This window comes from Vibrio sp. STUT-A11 (assembly GCF_026000435.1).
GTDB lineage: Bacteria > Pseudomonadota > Gammaproteobacteria > Enterobacterales > Vibrionaceae > Vibrio.
On record NZ_AP026763.1, the window covers coordinates 2,034,526 to 2,051,524 of the forward strand.

Here is a 16,999-nt window from a genome sequence, read left to right on the forward strand (position 1 = left end):
GGTAGAGGTAGACCTATAGCTTGATATTTAGAATATCTTGCTCTGTTGTGTCCACTTTCAAATGGCTTCGAGATTCAATATATTCAATCTGTTTTAAGTCTAACGAATATGGCATGACAATACGCAGTTCATCGATCCCCTCACCTTTTGCCAGGCGAGTTAACTCGACCAGATTCGACTCGTCACTATGACGAGAAGACATCGACTTTAAGGCTGCGTCCCACAACCGATCTTCTGGTTCCCTAAGTTCTGCAAGGTTCTTTTTCCACATCAGACCAAAAATGGGGGCGATAGTGGCAAACGCTTCTAGGAAGGTCCACCTCTTACTGGCGGTTACCCCTAAAAAAGTGGTGTAGTCGAATTCAATGCACGTTTTTTTATGTTGATCCACTCTATGCTCCGACACTCGAAATGAGATATACCAACTATCGTCCAACTATTTTGATATAGCAATGGGATATAAGAGAATAGTCTTTTATGCCCTAATTTATAGTCAAAAGGAAATATTAAAACCAGCCTTGTAACATGTGATGTACAGCTTTATCTACATGCGCAATCAATTGATTAATATTTCAAATTAAAAAGAAACAACTACATAGATATTTAAAATATAAATGCCTGACCAATATGCATTCACATAAAGAATGGTAGTGTATTACGAAAATACCAAATCGTTATTATTTCACATCGATAACGCGACTGGCTTTTTTATATTGTACTTTCCAACCTGACCAACGTGGCAGTTCCCAACGCTTTGGATCGCCTTTTCGGCTTCCTTCACTGTATATAACATGGACCAGCTTGCGACTGGCGAAGTACTCAACATCCAGCTTGAGTTCAGCAAGCAATAATTTTAGCGGGAATTTTTGAGCAAAATCCTCGTATTCCCATTCTGGAACACCTGCGAAAGGCAAATCATCAGCATCGAAGAGCGCCATGTCTTCAACGGATGCAACACCCAGCGTTTGAAGTTGCTCAGTTAGCCAACCAGAAAGCGTTAGTGATTCCATAGCCGCAATATCTATCGTTTGTTGATTGAGTCCAAGTGAGTTATACAGCTTCCAATGTCGGATCTGCTGTTTTCTTAATGGTGCAAACCCCGGCATTAAGGTTTCATCTTCGATCATTTCTACGATAGATTGAATGGCAACGTCCCCTTGCAACTGCTGATATTCTGTTACGACGGTCCGACCAGCGTACACTAGGCTCATGGTTGCCCGTGGTGATTCTTTTTCATAATTGGTTTCGCCTTGTTGCCACTCTCCCAAGCTAAGGTCTTTAATGAGCGATAATGGAACTGGCATCATCACCGAAGCAAGATTGAGTGTCTGCTTTACACCTCTGCCGGGCACACTATGGCTATCCAACACTAACGCGGCTTCTTCGTTGTCAGGGAAACGGCTATTACGTCCTGTCACCATCTCCATCATGCCGTTCCCCAATGCATCTCGGCGACGTGCTCTGCGTACAAATAGCAGTTCAGGGTGAAGCTCTGCGATTGCATGACAGAGAGAATCGCGCCTGTATCTCGATGCAACTTCCAGTTGTGGTAACTCAAACAGCTCCCGCATTTGTTTAGCCAGTCCTTGCGCTTCTTCCAGCACATTTGCATCTACTGAAATTCCTGGTAATTGGTCACCGCGAACTAAACGAATCATCAGAGAAGCATCACATCCCCAAAGCTCTTCTTTCGCCAACGCTTCTGCCGCTTCACCACTTTGCAATTGATATAGCTGAGCTGGAATCGAAAGCGCGGCAGCTAAATCGATCATGGCTTCTTTTTCAGCTCGGGTTTGAATACGAGTCACTAAGTCAGCAAACAAGGCATCAATCGGCAAGGGATACACTTTTCTGCCATGCTCAGTGACCTCACCTTGGTCATCTACCGCTTGCATGGCTTTTAAGGTGTCAAACGCCAGGTTTAATGATTTGTCTGGGATCCTATCGAGAAACGGCAACTCTGCTAGACGGAATCCACAACAAGCGGCGGCTAACATCGGCTCAACTAATTCTTCTCGGTGCAGCTCGGGGGGCGTTATTAACTCTAAAGGCGCATGTTCTCCGTACAGTCTTATACAGGTCCCCTGCGCAACGCGACCTGCTCGTCCCATACGCTGTGCTGCGCTGGCCTTGGAAATGTTGCTTAGCGTTAATGCGGTGCGCCCGTTTCGCTGTACGGTTCTTCGCTCCAAACCACTATCAATCACAACTCGAATGTTGGGAATGGTCAGTGACGTTTCAGCCACATTGGTCGCAAGTACAACTTTTCGTTGATTTTGAATGGTCAAGGCTCGATTGCGTTCTTCATCACTCACAGAAGCGTGTAGCTTTACCACCAATACACTTTCCAGGCTTTGCAGCATCTGGGCGCATTGAGTGATTTCTTTACGACCAGGAAGGAATACCAGAATATCGCCTTCTTCATCCTCCAACGCTTCTTTAACTGCTCGAACGACATCATTCTCACAGCCTTTTTTGTTTGGAAGATAACGGCTATCAGCACTTCGATAGGTGACTGAAACAGGGAAACAACGACCTTCAGAGCGAAGACGTTTAGCCTGTAAGTAATGAGTCAGTTTCTCTCCCTCTAAGGTAGCGGAAGTGACAATAAGTCGATGGTTATTTTCCTGTTTCAAAAGCGCCGTAAGCAGATCAATGTCCCAACGGCGTTCATGAAACTCATCAACCATCACGATATCGAAGCTTGCCAGCTTATCTTCTGCGAACCACCGCAACGCCACTCCCGGCGTAACAAAAACCACTTCCGTGTTCTCATCAAAATAAGCATGCAGCTTAATCGCATAGCCGACTTTCACACCAATGGGCTCACCCGATTGCTGAGCCAGAAACTCAGATAATGACGTGCACGCAATTCGGCGTGGCTCAATCACTAAAACACGGCCATGACTCGCCGCCCACAAGGGTAAGCGTGTTGATTTACCCGATCCTGTTTCAGCTTCGACAACAAGATGGTTGTGTTTCAGGTTTTGATCAAATTCAGCTTTTAGGCTATCGATAGGTAATAGAGACATAAGATGTGGGATTTGTTCTGATAGTAAAGCGCATTATACCGAAATAATGGCGAGATACATGGCTGTGCGAAAATCACTTTAATTGCAGCCAATATCTTGAACGCTTTTGAGTATATATTTCCGCCAAACGTGAATTATTTTGCAACATTACCTTGATGTGTATCAACGAATGTTTACAACTAAAGTCGGAAACCGTTAAAATTTAGCGCGCATCCTTTAACCCTACATAAGGCACCTAATGAACAACGACAAACGCCCGCTATATATTCCATATGCGGGACCCGCTCTTATGGCAACTCCTCTTTTGAACAAAGGCAGTGCTTTTTCTGCTGAAGAACGCAGTTCATTCAACTTAGAGGGCTTGCTTCCTGAAGCCACTGAAACCATCCAAGAACAAGTAGAACGTGCTTACCAACAATACAAAGGTTTCGAAAGTGACATGGATAAGCATATTTATCTACGTAACATTCAAGACACCAACGAAACTCTGTTCTACCGCTTAGTACAAAACCACGTTTCCGAGATGATGCCAATCATCTACACGCCAACCGTTGGCGCAGCCTGTGAGAACTTCTCCAATATTTACCGTCGTGGCCGTGGCCTTTTCATTTCTTACCCTAATCGTGACCGTATTGATGATCTGCTGAATAACGCAGCAAACCACAACGTAAAAGTGATTGTTGTTACCGACGGTGAGCGCATTCTGGGCTTGGGTGACCAGGGTATCGGTGGTATGGGCATTCCTATCGGTAAACTTGCTCTTTACACCGCTTGTGGTGGTATTAGTCCAGCTTACACACTACCAATCGTACTGGATGTTGGCACGAACAACCCTCAGCGATTGGCTGATCCAATGTATATGGGCTGGCGTCACCCTCGCATCACAGGTGCCGAGTACGACGCGTTTGTTGAAGAGTTCATTCAAGCAGTACAACGCCGCTGGCCCGATGCTTTAATTCAGTTCGAAGATTTTGCTCAAAAGAATGCAATGCCTCTGCTTGAGCGATACAAAGACCGTATTTGTTGCTTCAACGACGATATCCAGGGCACAGCCGCAGTTACTGTTGGTTCTCTGCTTGCTGCATGTAAGGCTGCGGGCACTAAACTGTCTCAGCAACGCATTACCTTCTTGGGTGCTGGCTCTGCTGGCTGTGGTATCGCAGAAGCGATCATCGCTCAAATGGTTTCGGAAGGTATTTCTGACCAACAGGCTCGCTCTCAGGTTTACATGGTCGACCGTTGGGGCCTACTGCAGGAAGGTATGCCAAACCTTCTTGATTTCCAACAGCGCTTGGTACAGAAACATGAAAATACCAAAGAGTGGGAAAATGAAGGCACTGGTTACTCACTACTAGACGTAATGCGTAACGCGAAGCCGACTGTGCTTGTTGGTGTATCTGGTGCTCCAGGCCTATTCAGCCAAGAAGTCATCGAAGAGATGCACAAACACTGTAAGCGCCCTATCGTGTTCCCGTTATCAAACCCAACCAGTCGTGTAGAAGCAACACCAAACGACATTATTCGTTGGACAAATGGCGAAGCGTTGGTGGCAACGGGGAGTCCATTCGCTCCAGTTGTACACGAAGGAAAGACTTACCCGATTGCTCAGTGTAATAACAGTTACATCTTCCCTGGTATCGGTCTCGGTGTTCTTGCAGTGAATGCAAAACGCGTCACTGATGAAATGCTGATGGAATCTAGCCGCGCACTTGCGACGTGTTCTCCTTTAGCGATTAATGGTCACGGCGCGCTTCTTCCACCATTAGAAGAGATTCACCTCGTATCGAAGAAAATCGCTTTTGCTGTCGCTAAAAAAGCAATCGAACAAGGTGTGGCACTTGAAATCACCGACGAAGCACTTCACGTTGCGATTGAACAATCCTTCTGGCAACCGGTTTACCGCCGTTACAAGCGAACATCGTTCTAAATTTAACCGCAAAATAATAACTCGCCTAAAAATTAGCCCCTAACCCATAGGGGCTTTTGTTTTTTAAACGTTTTTTTATCATCCTAACCGTATTTTGGCACAAATGGACTTCTCTCTTTTTGTTTGTATCAGATATGATGAGACATACACTTTCATTTAAGGATAAAAAACGTTTTGTTGTTTTCTCGTATAAGGTCAAAGTGGATGCTCAAATTTACATGGAAGCGACTTGCTTTGATTTTGTCGATCGCTGTACTCGGCTTGCTGATATCCGTCATCGCTATCGACAGATGGGTAGTATTGCAAGCTAAAGAGAATATTTTTACTGACTACGAACCAATACCCCAACATGAGGTAGCCGTCGTACTCGGCACTAGTAAATACATCGGAAAGATCCTCAACACTTACTACACCCATCGCATCAACGCTGCAATTGAGCTTTACGAGCAAGGTAAGGTGAAACAATTTTTGCTCAGTGGTGACAACGCCCACCGCTCTTACAATGAGCCATGGACGATGAAACGCGATCTACTCAAGGCAGGCGTCCCAGAAGAAGTCATTCATCTCGACTACGCCGGTTTTCGTACGCTCGATTCGATTGTACGTGCGAAAAAGATATTCGCTTCTGAACGCTTCCTTATTGTGACTCAGCGTTTTCATTGTGAACGCGCTCTATTCATCGCTAATGCATACCACATCGACGCACAATGTCTTGCGGTTGCCGGGTCTGTTACCAACAAACAGAAAGCGTCAATGCGCATGCGCGAACTGCTTGCCCGCGTGAAAGCATTTCTCGATCTTTACGTTATAAATACGCAGCCGAAATTCCTCGGCCCTCAAGAGCCAATTTTCGCTGTCAAAGAGCCCATCGAACCGAGGCAAGTTCCTGTCGAATAGCCAACAAAGCTGACTTATGGCTCTAATAATACTTCTATAAAAAGAATGGGTAGCATTCTACCCATTTCTAATTCTCGACATCACATTTTCATCTTTGCTCTGCGATTCAAGCCAAACTTAACTCCTCATCCAATGTAACATTTGGGCAATAAATAAATACAAGTCAGTTACCTTGCCATAAAAAACCGACAAAAAGGCAATGAATAAGGAGCACACCCTATGACCGCACTCGCTGTGACATTGAAGAACTGGTTCTTCACTCGCAACAGCATGATATTGAATGCAAATATCCTGCTATTCATTATCTTGTTTAATACCCTACCCTTTGAACCACAAGTCGTAACCGGCATTAGCATCTTGGTTTTTGTTGCGATTTTGTGGCTAACGGAAGCCATTCACGTAAGTATTACAGCATTGTTGATACCGTTACTCGCCGTGTTCTTGGGCGTGTTTAATACACAAGCCGCGCTCAACAACTTTTCTAACTCAATCATCTTCTTGTTCTTAGGTGGTTTCGCCTTAGCGGCAGCACTACATAAACAGAAGTTAGACCAAGCGATTGCTGATAAGGTGTTGTTAATCGCCCAAGGAAAAATGTCGGTCGCCGTCTTTATGCTGTTTGGTGTGAGTGCGGGTCTGTCAATGTGGATCTCTAATACGGCAACCACGGCAATGATGCTTCCTCTGGTACTAGGTGTGATGAGCAAACTTGATGGCGATAAAAACCATCGTACATTCTTATTCGTTCTGCTTGGTATCGCATACAGTGCGTCAATCGGTGGTATTGCGACACTGGTTGGTAGCCCACCTAACGCAATTGCAGCAGCCGAAGTGGGACTTAACTTTACCGAGTGGATGGAGCTTGCACTGCCAATCTCATTATTGTTGATGCCAGTTGCGGTTCTGGTTCTGTACGTCATGACAAAGCCTGATTTAAGCCATAAGTTTGAGCTTGACCACACTCCTGTCGAGTGGACTAATGGCAAAAAAGTCACTTTAGCGATTTTCCTCCTGACGGTTACGCTTTGGATCTTTAGCAAGCCAATCAATGCGATGCTAGGTGGCTTTGCGAAATTTGACACTTTAGTGGCAATTGGCGCGATCCTTCTTCTGGGCGCCTCTCGCTCGGTTGAATGGAAAGACATCGAAAAAACAACCGATTGGGGCGTATTGATTCTGTTCGGCGGTGGTATCTGTTTAAGTAACGTCCTGAAAGAGACGGGAACCAGTGTTTTCTTAGCACACGGCTTGTCAGGCTTTCTGGAGCAGGCAGGCGTTCTACTGACGATTCTTGCCGTCGTTGCCTTCGTTGTATTCTTAACTGAATTTGCGAGTAACACCGCAAGTGCAGCACTGCTAGTACCTGTTTTTGCAACCATAGCTGAAGCACTCGGCATGTCGCCAGTGATTCTTTCAGCATTGATTGCGGTCGCAGCATCATGTGCGTTTATGTTGCCAGTAGCGACGCCACCAAACGCGATTGTATTTGGTACAGGTCATATCAAGCAAAAAGAGATGATGCGTATCGGTCTTGTTCTTAACATTGCATGTATTGGTGTACTGACACTGTTTGCTTGGCTTTTCTGGTAAGCCTAGCACTCACATTAGCACTACACTGCTGTACCTCATTACTTATTTCCCCCTAAATGGTGTACAGCAGTTTCCCGACAGGTGGCCAATTGGCCACCTTTTTTAGCTTAGTTCCCAAAATTTAAAGCTCCTGATTCCCGCCAACATTCTATTCACCCCTGCCCCTGACTTTGCATTCGGTATATACTGTGCAAAAACACAATAATGAGTAATGTTATGTCCTTAATTGCAACAGGTACGCTGAACAAAATGCGTGCTTCTCTGGATGGTGCAGTAAGTTACCGTCTTCCCGTCGGTGATGAAGAAATAGACCTTTCTCCATTCCTTGGTCAAACCTTAACGCTTACCCATACTGGCAATATTTTCTGCTGTTCATGCGGCAAGAAAACCAAAAAAAGCTACTCACAAGGTCACTGTTTTGTTTGTATGAGAAAACTGGCAAGTTGCGATATGTGCATCATGAAGCCAGAGACATGTCACTACGAACAAGGGACTTGTCGAGAGCCGCAATGGGGCGAAGAAAACTGTATGGTGGATCACTTCGTGTATCTGTCGAATACTTCCAGCCTTAAAGTCGGTATCACTCGTCACACGCAAATCCCAACACGCTGGATTGATCAGGGCGCGACTCAAGGTTTGCCGATCTTTAAAGTAAAAACCCGCCACATTTCTGGCTTAATTGAAGTTGAACTGGCAAAACATATTGCCGATAAAACCAACTGGCGCGCATTGCTTAAAGGTGATGGAGAGCCGATTGCGCTTCAAGACCGATTTGCGGAACTGCTTCCTCTGGTTGAAGACAAAATCGCCGAAATCAAGCAACAGTACGGTGAGGACGCAATCGTGGTGTTAAATGAGAACATCACAGATCTTAGCTACCCAGTACAACAACACCCGACAAAAATCACCTCGCATAACTTCGACAAGAACCCTGTGGTAACAGGCACTCTGCAAGGTATTAAGGGTCAATATCTGATCTTCGATACTGGCGTGATCAACGTGCGTAAGTTTACTTCTTATGAAGTTGAAGTGAGCGCTTAGAACTGCGTAAATCAAAAAAGCTCGAGTATTACGCTCGAGCTTTTTGTTATCTATTTGGATTCATACAAATCAGGAAAATTAACTGGTCAGGGAACAGGGTTCGATACGCAAACTCTATTTGCCATGGATGGCAAATCGAAGCCCCATGGATGGGTTGATGCGTGTTTGTGTTCGATGCCTGCTTTCTGGTTCTCTATAATTAACTATGACCACTTTCTTACTTAGGTTGGATTCACTAGGCATCCAGAATACTTTCAATCACATCAAACAACATATCCACTTCTTCAAGTGTGTTGTAATGCATGCAACCAATTCGCACAACACCACCGGTCTCTTCCAGTCCAAGCTGACGAACTAAACCCAATGCGTAAAAATGCCCGTTCCAGACACAAATATTGTGCTCACCCAGTGTTTTGGCAATAAACTCTGGCGAATATCTATCGAAAGTCAACGCAAATGTTGGTGTACGAAGCTGCGTATATTCCTTATCGATGCCATACAGTTTGACGCCCTCTAGCGCATCTAATCGCTGTAAGAAGCGCTCACTTAATCGCTGTTCATGCTGAGTGTAAAGCGCAAAACTTTGTTCCAGTCTTTGGCGAAGTGGTAACCCTTCTTCACCAAACTGCGCTAAGTATTCAACGGCTGCGGTTACGCCAGCCAAGCCTTCAAAACTTTGCGTCCCTGTTTCAAATCGGCCTGGGCCTATATTCGTTGCTGGCTCAACTTTATATGGACGAATGCTGTGTAGCCACTGGTCTGCAACATAGGCGATTCCGACATGTGGACCGAAGAACTTGTAGGCAGAACATGCCAGGAAATCACATCCTAACTCCTGTACATCCACAAGATGGTGCGGCGCATAGTGCACAGCGTCGACGTAAACTTGAGCGCCAACTTGATGCGCCATTTCCACGACACTTTGAATATCGACAATTGACCCAGTGGTATTAGAAGCATAAGTGACTGCGACCAAGCGAGTTTTTTCTGACAACAAGCTTTGTAGATGTTCAAGATCAAGCGTACAGTCATCCTCATTGATACGAACCTGATGAACGACTGCGCCTTTGTCTTCCGCAGCCTGCTGCCAACTCGACACGTTTGAATAGTGATCTAAGGCAGAAACAATAATTTCATCGCCCTCTTGCCACTCTCGGCTGATCGCACGACTTAATTGGAAAGTCAGCGATGTCATGTTTGCACCAAATACAATGTTGCCAGAGGACGGCGCATTCAATAGCGCCTGAGCTGATTCTCGCGCACTTTGCATCACATTAACGGTCGTTTGGCTAGAAAAATAGTGCCCACCTAAATTCGAGTTGTAGTAACCAAGGTAAGCCACCATAGCATCGAGTACTGACTGTGGTACTTGCGAGCCACCAGGGCCGTCAAAAAAAGTAACCGGTCTGTCGTTATGGTACTGCGCTAACGCAGGAAACTGCTGTCTGATTTGATTAAGATTGAAGTTCATTACGCTTGTCCGTTGCCGTAAGTACAAATACATCCATATGGCCAGCTTTATCGTCAATCACAGAGCGGATTGGACAGGCGTTATGCCAGAGTTTACTGTCTGCCAACATTGCGACTTCGCCGTTTTCCAGCACCTTACGAAAGAATGGTGCTTGGTTGTGGCTGCTGTATAGCATGATATCACCACCAATGATGTTGTGACGGCCAACCCCTACCATTGCGATGTGATCAAAGCCATCTTGGTGTACACCTTCTGGTGCTACTTGAGTCTCATCTTCAAAGGCGGTGATGCGGATTTGGTGAATTTCGATTTCTTGTCCATTCACTAGGTGATTCGCATTAACAAACAGCTCGCACATTTCTCTAAAGCCTTCACTAAGCAGAATATTCTTTTCAATCGGCTCAAATTGGCGAACAACATCACCCTGGAATCGGTTGATATCTGAAGACTGAACAAAGCTGTTTTTGTTCAAATCGATGACTTTGCCATTTTCAAAACTGACAACAGAGTAACGTCTCAATCGGTATTGGCCATCGGCATGATCCGTATGTGGTAGCGTTTCAAAAGATGGTGAAAGTTGCTCAATTGCTGCCATGCTGAGCTGGGTTAAATGTAGAGTATTCTCGCGTGAATGTAACATCATTTGCTCCTTTAATGAGGCACATTTAATTAACATTTAATTTACACGATAGGTTACGCAAATATTCTGCAATTACCAGCTTTTGACGTTGATAACTTCAGCAAATATCAAAAAATACAATAAAAAACCACAAAATGAAGATTAGATAGTTCCATGTTTCAGATTTTAACTTTGGCAACATTTGAAACTAGATATCTCTACTGTCATTAGAATTTTATGCTAGAACAAAAAGTAACCTACTACTTCAGAGTAAGTTCTAACCTATAACCAATTATTCGATCTCTATCTTGGTTTATGCTTTTAAAGCTATAAGAATTTCCATACAATCGAAGGAAATGTTCAGCCCTTTTTGGAGCCATAATGAGCGACGTAAAACATTGTAAACTATTAATTCTCGGTTCTGGCCCTGCGGGTTACACGGCGGCAGTGTACGCTGCACGTGCAAATTTAAACCCAGTGCTGGTAACAGGAATGCAGCAAGGTGGTCAGTTGACCACAACAACAGAAGTTGAAAACTGGCCTGGCGATGCAGAAGGCTTAACAGGTCCCGCGCTAATGGAACGCATGAAAGAACATGCAGAGCGCTTTGAAACCGAAATCGTCTTTGACCACATCAATGAAGTTGAATTAACTCAACGTCCTTTCCGTCTGAAAGGTGATTCTGGTGAGTACACCTGTGATGCATTAATCATCTCGACAGGTGCGTCAGCAAAATACTTAGGTCTTGATTCTGAAGAAGCTTTCAAAGGCCGTGGTGTATCCGCTTGTGCTACTTGTGACGGTTTCTTCTACCGTAACCAGAAAGTGGCGGTTGTCGGTGGTGGTAATACAGCGGTTGAAGAAGCGCTTTACCTTTCAAACATCGCATCTGAAGTGCACTTGATCCACCGTCGCGATTCTTTCCGTGCGGAAAAGATCCTAGTGAACCGCCTGATGGATAAAGTCGAAAACGGCAACATCATTCTTCATACCGATCGTACCCTTGATGAAGTACTTGGCGACGACATGGGTGTGACTGGTGTTCGCATTAAAGATGTTAATACCGACGCTACAGAAGATGTCGATGTAATGGGTGCATTCATTGCGATCGGCCACCAGCCAAATACACAGATCTTTGAAGGCCAGCTTGAAATGAAAGATGGTTATATCATCGTTAAGTCTGGCCTGGAAGGAAACGCGACCCAAGCGAGTATTGAGGGTGTATTTGCAGCAGGTGATGTGATGGATCACAACTACCGTCAAGCAATCACATCAGCGGGTACAGGCTGTATGGCAGCACTGGATGCAGAACGCTTCCTTGACGCACTGAATGACAAATAACTTTTCACATTTGTGTCATATCCTTAAAGCCCAGCGGTATTCCCGCTGGGTTTTCTTTTGTATACTACCGCCTCATTAAAACAATTATTATTAAGCCTTTACAATGGATAAGAAAAAGCATAGCAGCTTGAACAAGTGGCTTAAGCAACAAAGTAAGTTAGCCAAGCGCTGGCTTATGATTGCGATCGGCCTAGGCGTACTTTCAAGCGTGTTTTTATTGGCTCAAGCAGCCCTGCTCGCCTCTATTCTTCATCAATTGATCATCGAGCAAGTCGATAAAAGTGAGCTCATTTGGCACTTTGTCGGTCTGGGCGGAACCGTTATTGGCCGTGCAGCCTGTACTTGGGGCCGTGAAATTGCTGGTTATCGTTGCGGTGAACAAATCCGAGTTTATATTCGCCAACTTATCTTAGATAAAGTCCATAAGTTGGGTCCTGCATACATCAAAGGTAAACCAGCAGGTAGTTGGGCGACGCTGATCTTAGAGCAAGTGGAAGACATGCAAGATTTCTTTTCTCGCTACCTTCCTCAAATGTCGTTATCGGTATTGATTCCTTTCATCATTCTGATCGTCGTGTTCCCAATAAACTGGGCGGCTGGTTTGATTTTCCTGGTTACTGCTCCTCTGGTTCCTATTTTTATGGCATTGGTCGGTAAAAAAGCCGCAGAAGCTAATCGAAAAAACTTCAAAGCCTTACAACGCTTGTCTGGGCATTTCTATGACCGTTTACAAGCCATGACGACAATCCGTCTGTTTGATCGAACCAAGTCTGAGACAGAAACGTTAAAGGGTGCATCGGAGGTTTTCCGTACTCGAACTATGGATGTGTTAAAAATCGCATTCTTATCTTCGGCAGTTTTAGAGTTCTTCACCTCTATTTCCATTGCAATTACAGCGGTTTACTTTGGTTTCAGCTACATCGGTGAGCTAAACTTTGGCTACTATGGTGCAGGAGTCACTCTGTTCGCAGGTCTATTTATTCTGATCTTAGCCCCCGAGTTTTATCAACCACTGCGTGACTTAGGCACTTACTACCACGCGAAGCAACAAGCGGTTGGCGCGGCAGAAAGTATTGTCGATTTTCTGGAGCTGGATGTTGACCACGTGAAAGGCGGTAATCATATCCTAGACCAAGATACCCCAATCGAGATTGAAGCCAATGATCTCGTTATCTTGAGCCCAGAAGGCAAACAGCTCGCTGGGCCTCTTACCTTCTTACTAAAAGCAAACCAGAGTACGGCACTCGTTGGCCCAAGTGGTGCAGGTAAAACCAGCCTGGTAAATACCATTCTTGGTTTTATGCCCTATCAAGGAAGCCTAAAAATTAATGGCTGTGAACTGTCGCAACTCGATCTTGCCACATGGCGTAAAACCATTAGCTGGATTGGTCAAAACCCAATGTTGCTTCATGGTAGTATTCGTGACAACGTCACCCTGGGTAAGCAAAATGTTCATGATGATGCGGTTAATGCGGTTTTGAAGGACTCATTCGCCGCAGAATTTGTTGAAATGCATGGGCTGGATTACCCAATTTCAGATCGTTCCGGTGGTCTGTCAGTTGGTCAGGCACAACGCCTTGCCCTCTCTCGTGCTATGCTGCAAAACGGACAATTTTGGTTGCTCGATGAGCCAACTGCGAGCTTAGATGCGCGCAGTGAAAGGCTGGTGATGGAAGGGATTGGTAAATATACCCAATCGACCACAAATTTGATGATCACCCATCAGCTCTCTCCCCTTAAGAGCGTCTCACAAATTTTAGTGATGCAAAACGGTCAGATCGTACAACGTGGTGACTACAGCACTCTCTCGTCCGAGGAGGGTTTATTCAAAGAGATGTTAACGGCTAACTTAGCACAACAAGAATCAGACAAGGGGAACTTGGATGCGTGATTTACTCCCTTATCTAAAACTGTATAAAAAACATTGGTTTGGTTTGTCATTAGGGATGCTATTGGCTTTCCTGACGCTTGCAGCTTCAATTGGACTATTAACCCTTTCTGGTTGGTTTATTTCTGCTGCTTCGGTCGCAGGGTTAACCATCGCAAGAGAAACCTTCAACTACATGTTACCAGGTGCGGGTGTCCGTGGTGCTGCCATGGCACGTACCGCTGGCCGATGGGGTGAGCGTGTGGTGAGCCACAATGCCACATTTAAGCTGCTCACCGATTTACGTATATTCTTCTTCGAGAAGCTTTCTCCGCTTATTCCGGGTCGAGTTTCAACCATGCGTGATGCGGACGTGCTTAACCGCCTGGTTGCTGATGTCGATGCGATGGATCACGTCTATTTGCGCCTTGTCAGCCCGGTGATCATTGGTATATTCGGCATTCTGAGTTTAACCGCAGTGCTGGCATTCTTTGACTGGCACTTGGCAATGCTGTTGGGTTCCGTGCTCACTGTTATGCTGCTGGTTTGGCCAGTGCTGTTCTACAAACTCGGCAAAAAGAATGGTGCGCACCTGACACATCGCAAAGCTGAACTGCGCGTTGCCACTCTTGACTGGCTGCAAGGCTATAGCGAGCTGAGCATTTTCGGTGCAGAAGCGCGTTACCGCAACTTGATTTTAGACAAGCAAAAACAGCTGCTTTCCAATCAGTTTGTTAACGCGAACCTCACTGGGATGGCATCAGGTCTACTGATGCTGGCTAACGGTCTGACACTGGTCATGATGTTATGGTTTGCGGCAGATGGCGTTGGTGGTCGAGCTCCGGATCCGTGGATCGCGCTTTTCGCCTTTGCAACCATGGCAAGTTTCGAAATCCTAATGCCTATTGCAGGTGCGTTTCAGTATCTGGGTCAAACCTTGACGTCGGCACGCCGTCTGAACGAGGTTATTCTGGCTAAACCAGATGTTGTTTTTCCTCAGCAGTCGAGTCGTGAAGACAAACCGTTGGATATCGAGTTTGACAACATTAGCTTTGCGTATCCGGATGGCCAGCAAAAAGTGCTGAACGATTTATCGCTATCTCTACCTCTGGGTTCAAAAACCGCAGTGGTTGGTCAAACTGGTTCGGGCAAGTCGACACTCATTCAACTGCTGTGTCGCTACTGGGACGTAAACCAAGGTGAAGTTCGCATCGGTGGTGCTGCACTTCAGGATTGGTGTGAATCTGATCTTCGCGCAGCCATTACCGTCGTAAGCCAACGTGTAGACGTATTAAACGGTACACTACGTGACAACCTACTGATGGCTGCGCCCGATGCAACTGATGAACAACTCTCTGAGATCCTAATCAAAGTTGAACTTGGTGCTTTACTTGAAGAGCCAGGATTAGATTCGTGGTTAGGTGATGGTGGCCGTCAGCTTTCCGGTGGCGAAAAACGACGCATTGGTATTGCACGAGCACTGTTACGTGATGCCCCTATCCTACTCTTGGACGAACCAACTGAAGGTCTCGATAAGCGTACGGAACAGAAAGTGATGGCACTTTTCAATCAGCATTTTACTAATAAGACAGTGGTCTTCATCACTCACCGACTGATCGAGTTAGAAAACATGGATAACATCTGTTTGATGGAACAAGGCGAGATCATCGAGCAAGGCGATCATGAAACGTTGCTCGCTCAACACGGTCGTTACTACCAGTTGTTGCAGTCTCTATAGAGATAAAAGATACACAAAGGGCTCATGGTTAGATGAGCCCTTTTTCTTCGGCTTAACCAAGCAGAGAATAGCACTGTCTAGACCTTTGACTTAGATAGATAAGTCGCCATTTCTTCTTCTGGAACCATACCACCGCCCGTCGCCCAAACGAGATGCGTTGCACCATTCAGTTTCTCTTCGCTAATTTGCATACGAGCCAGATATTCACAGTTATTCGACACATGAATCGCACCGACTATTCCAGCAAGCGCAGACGGCTCGAGACGAATATTTTCAAGCTCGCTCAACTCACCTAAATGATGGTACATACGCTCATCGGAAATGGTGTAATACCCATCTAACAACCTTTCCATTGCGCGCCCAACAAAGCCAGAAGCCCGCCCCACTGCGAGACCATCAGCGGCGGTAACATTATCAATACCTAAGTCCTGAACTGAAATTTTGTCATGCAAACCGGTATGCACACCTAATAACATACAAGGGGAATGGGTTGGTTCAGCAAAGATACAGTGAACGTTATCACCAAAAGCCATCTTGAGCCCAAATGCAACGCCACCAGGGCCGCCGCCAACCCCACATGGAAGGTAGACAAACAGCGGATGGTGTTCATCGACAGCAATACCTAACTCTTCAAACTGTTGCTTTAGTCGCTCCCCTGCAACTGAGTAGCCCAAAAATAGAGTTTGTGAATTTTCGTCATCAATAAAGAAACAGTTAGGGTCTTGTTCTGCCTCTTTACGGCCCTGCTCCACCGCAACACCGTAATCTTGCTGGTATTCAATCACGTTAACACCATGAGAGCGGAGCTTATCTTTCTTCCATTGGCGCGCATCGGCTGACATGTGGACTGAAACGGAAAAACCAAGTTTTGCACTCATGATGCCAATCGACATACCTAAGTTACCAGTCGAACCTACGGCGATAGAGTATCGTTGGAAAAACTGGCGAAACTCCTCGCTGAAGAGTTTGCTGTAATCATCCCGTTCAGTCAGCAATCCCGCTTCCATCGCGAGCTTTTCTGCATGCGTCAGAACTTCGTAAATGCCACCACGCGCTTTGATAGAACCAGAGATAGGTAAATGGCTGTCCTTTTTCAACATCAAACGTCCTGAAATTGACGTTTTATATTGCTCTTCCAGACATGCTTGCATCTTAGGAATATCAACAACCGGCGATTCAATAATACCGTTAGAGGATTCTGTTTCAGGGAAAGCTTTCATCAAATAAGGGGCAAAGCGCTTAAGTCGTTCACTAGCGGCATGTATATCTTCCTCATCTAAACCCACATAAGGCAAACCTTCCGCGATAGAAGTTAGGTTTGGGTTGAACCAACTAACTTCTTTAAGTTCGATAAGTAGCGCTAAAAGTGGAAACTGCTTTATCAGCCCTTCAGTATTCAGCTTGGTCATTTTACCTTCCTGGAATTGTGTAAGTTTAGATAAACAAAAGCGCCGCAAGTGCGACGCTTTGAGTAGT

12 protein-coding genes are annotated in these 16,999 nt (G+C 45.5%); 7 read left to right on the top strand and 5 right to left on the bottom strand.

All coding sequences use genetic code 11. From position 1 onward, the window contains the following. Positions 1-13 precede the first annotated feature (13 nt). Positions 14-391 carry a transporter gene (locus OO774_RS09620; RefSeq protein ID WP_264901886.1) on the bottom strand — a complete coding sequence of 126 codons (378 nt, stop codon included), beginning with the start codon at positions 389-391 and terminating at the stop codon, positions 14-16. A 286-nt stretch (positions 392-677) separates the two neighbouring features. Then, positions 678-3,032: a helicase-related protein gene (locus tag OO774_RS09625; RefSeq protein ID WP_264901887.1), complete on the bottom strand. Its 2,355-nt coding sequence runs from the start codon at positions 3,030-3,032 to the stop codon at positions 678-680. A gap of 238 nt (positions 3,033-3,270) precedes the next feature. Here OO774_RS09625 and OO774_RS09630 point away from each other — a divergent pair, with 238 nt between their 5' ends. The 4 genes from OO774_RS09630 to OO774_RS09645 all read left to right on the top strand — a co-directional run bounded on the left by OO774_RS09630 (position 3,271) and on the right by OO774_RS09645 (position 8,487). Then, entirely contained in the window at positions 3,271-4,959 is a 1,689-nt protein-coding gene (locus OO774_RS09630; protein WP_264901888.1) for an NAD-dependent malic enzyme, read from the top strand. Positions 4,960-5,133: 174 nt separating this feature from the next. Then, the gene (locus tag OO774_RS09635) at positions 5,134-5,856 is read left to right on the top strand and encodes an ElyC/SanA/YdcF family protein (RefSeq protein ID WP_264901889.1); all 723 of its coding nucleotides are present in this window, start codon (positions 5,134-5,136) and stop codon (positions 5,854-5,856) included. A gap of 219 nt (positions 5,857-6,075) precedes the next feature. Then, positions 6,076-7,446 carry a DASS family sodium-coupled anion symporter gene (locus OO774_RS09640; protein ID WP_264901890.1) on the top strand — a complete coding sequence of 457 codons (1,371 nt, stop codon included), beginning with the start codon at positions 6,076-6,078 and terminating at the stop codon, positions 7,444-7,446. A gap of 216 nt (positions 7,447-7,662) precedes the next feature. Next, the gene (locus tag OO774_RS09645) at positions 7,663-8,487 is read left to right on the top strand and encodes a DUF2797 domain-containing protein (RefSeq protein WP_264901891.1); all 825 of its coding nucleotides are present in this window, start codon (positions 7,663-7,665) and stop codon (positions 8,485-8,487) included. A gap of 235 nt (positions 8,488-8,722) precedes the next feature. Here OO774_RS09645 and OO774_RS09650 read toward each other — a convergent pair whose 3' ends face one another. Next, the gene (locus OO774_RS09650) at positions 8,723-9,958 is read right to left on the bottom strand and encodes a cysteine desulfurase-like protein (protein ID WP_264901892.1); all 1,236 of its coding nucleotides are present in this window, start codon (positions 9,956-9,958) and stop codon (positions 8,723-8,725) included. After that, entirely contained in the window at positions 9,942-10,598 is a 657-nt protein-coding gene (locus OO774_RS09655; RefSeq protein WP_020333016.1) for a 2OG-Fe dioxygenase family protein, read from the bottom strand. The genes OO774_RS09650 and OO774_RS09655 overlap by 17 nt, the downstream gene beginning before the upstream one ends. A gap of 360 nt (positions 10,599-10,958) precedes the next feature. On the opposite strand from OO774_RS09655, the gene trxB reads away from it, so the two are divergent. From trxB to cydC, 3 genes are all read left to right on the top strand, one after another. Beyond that, on the top strand, positions 10,959-11,918 hold the full coding sequence (trxB, locus tag OO774_RS09660; RefSeq protein ID WP_264901894.1) for a thioredoxin-disulfide reductase: 960 nt from the start codon (positions 10,959-10,961) through the stop codon (positions 11,916-11,918). 103 nt (positions 11,919-12,021) lie between these two features. Further along, on the top strand, positions 12,022-13,809 hold the full coding sequence (cydD, locus tag OO774_RS09665; RefSeq protein WP_264901895.1) for a cysteine/glutathione ABC transporter permease/ATP-binding protein CydD: 1,788 nt from the start codon (positions 12,022-12,024) through the stop codon (positions 13,807-13,809). After that, the gene (gene cydC, locus OO774_RS09670; protein ID WP_264901897.1) at positions 13,802-15,523 is read left to right on the top strand and encodes a cysteine/glutathione ABC transporter ATP-binding protein/permease CydC; all 1,722 of its coding nucleotides are present in this window, start codon (positions 13,802-13,804) and stop codon (positions 15,521-15,523) included. Before cydD ends, cydC begins: the two co-directional genes overlap by 8 nt. Before the next feature lie 77 nt (positions 15,524-15,600). Here cydC and OO774_RS09675 read toward each other — a convergent pair whose 3' ends face one another. After that, positions 15,601-16,932 carry a D-serine ammonia-lyase gene (locus OO774_RS09675; protein ID WP_264901900.1) on the bottom strand — a complete coding sequence of 444 codons (1,332 nt, stop codon included), beginning with the start codon at positions 16,930-16,932 and terminating at the stop codon, positions 15,601-15,603. Between the last annotated feature and the right edge of the window lie 67 nt (positions 16,933-16,999).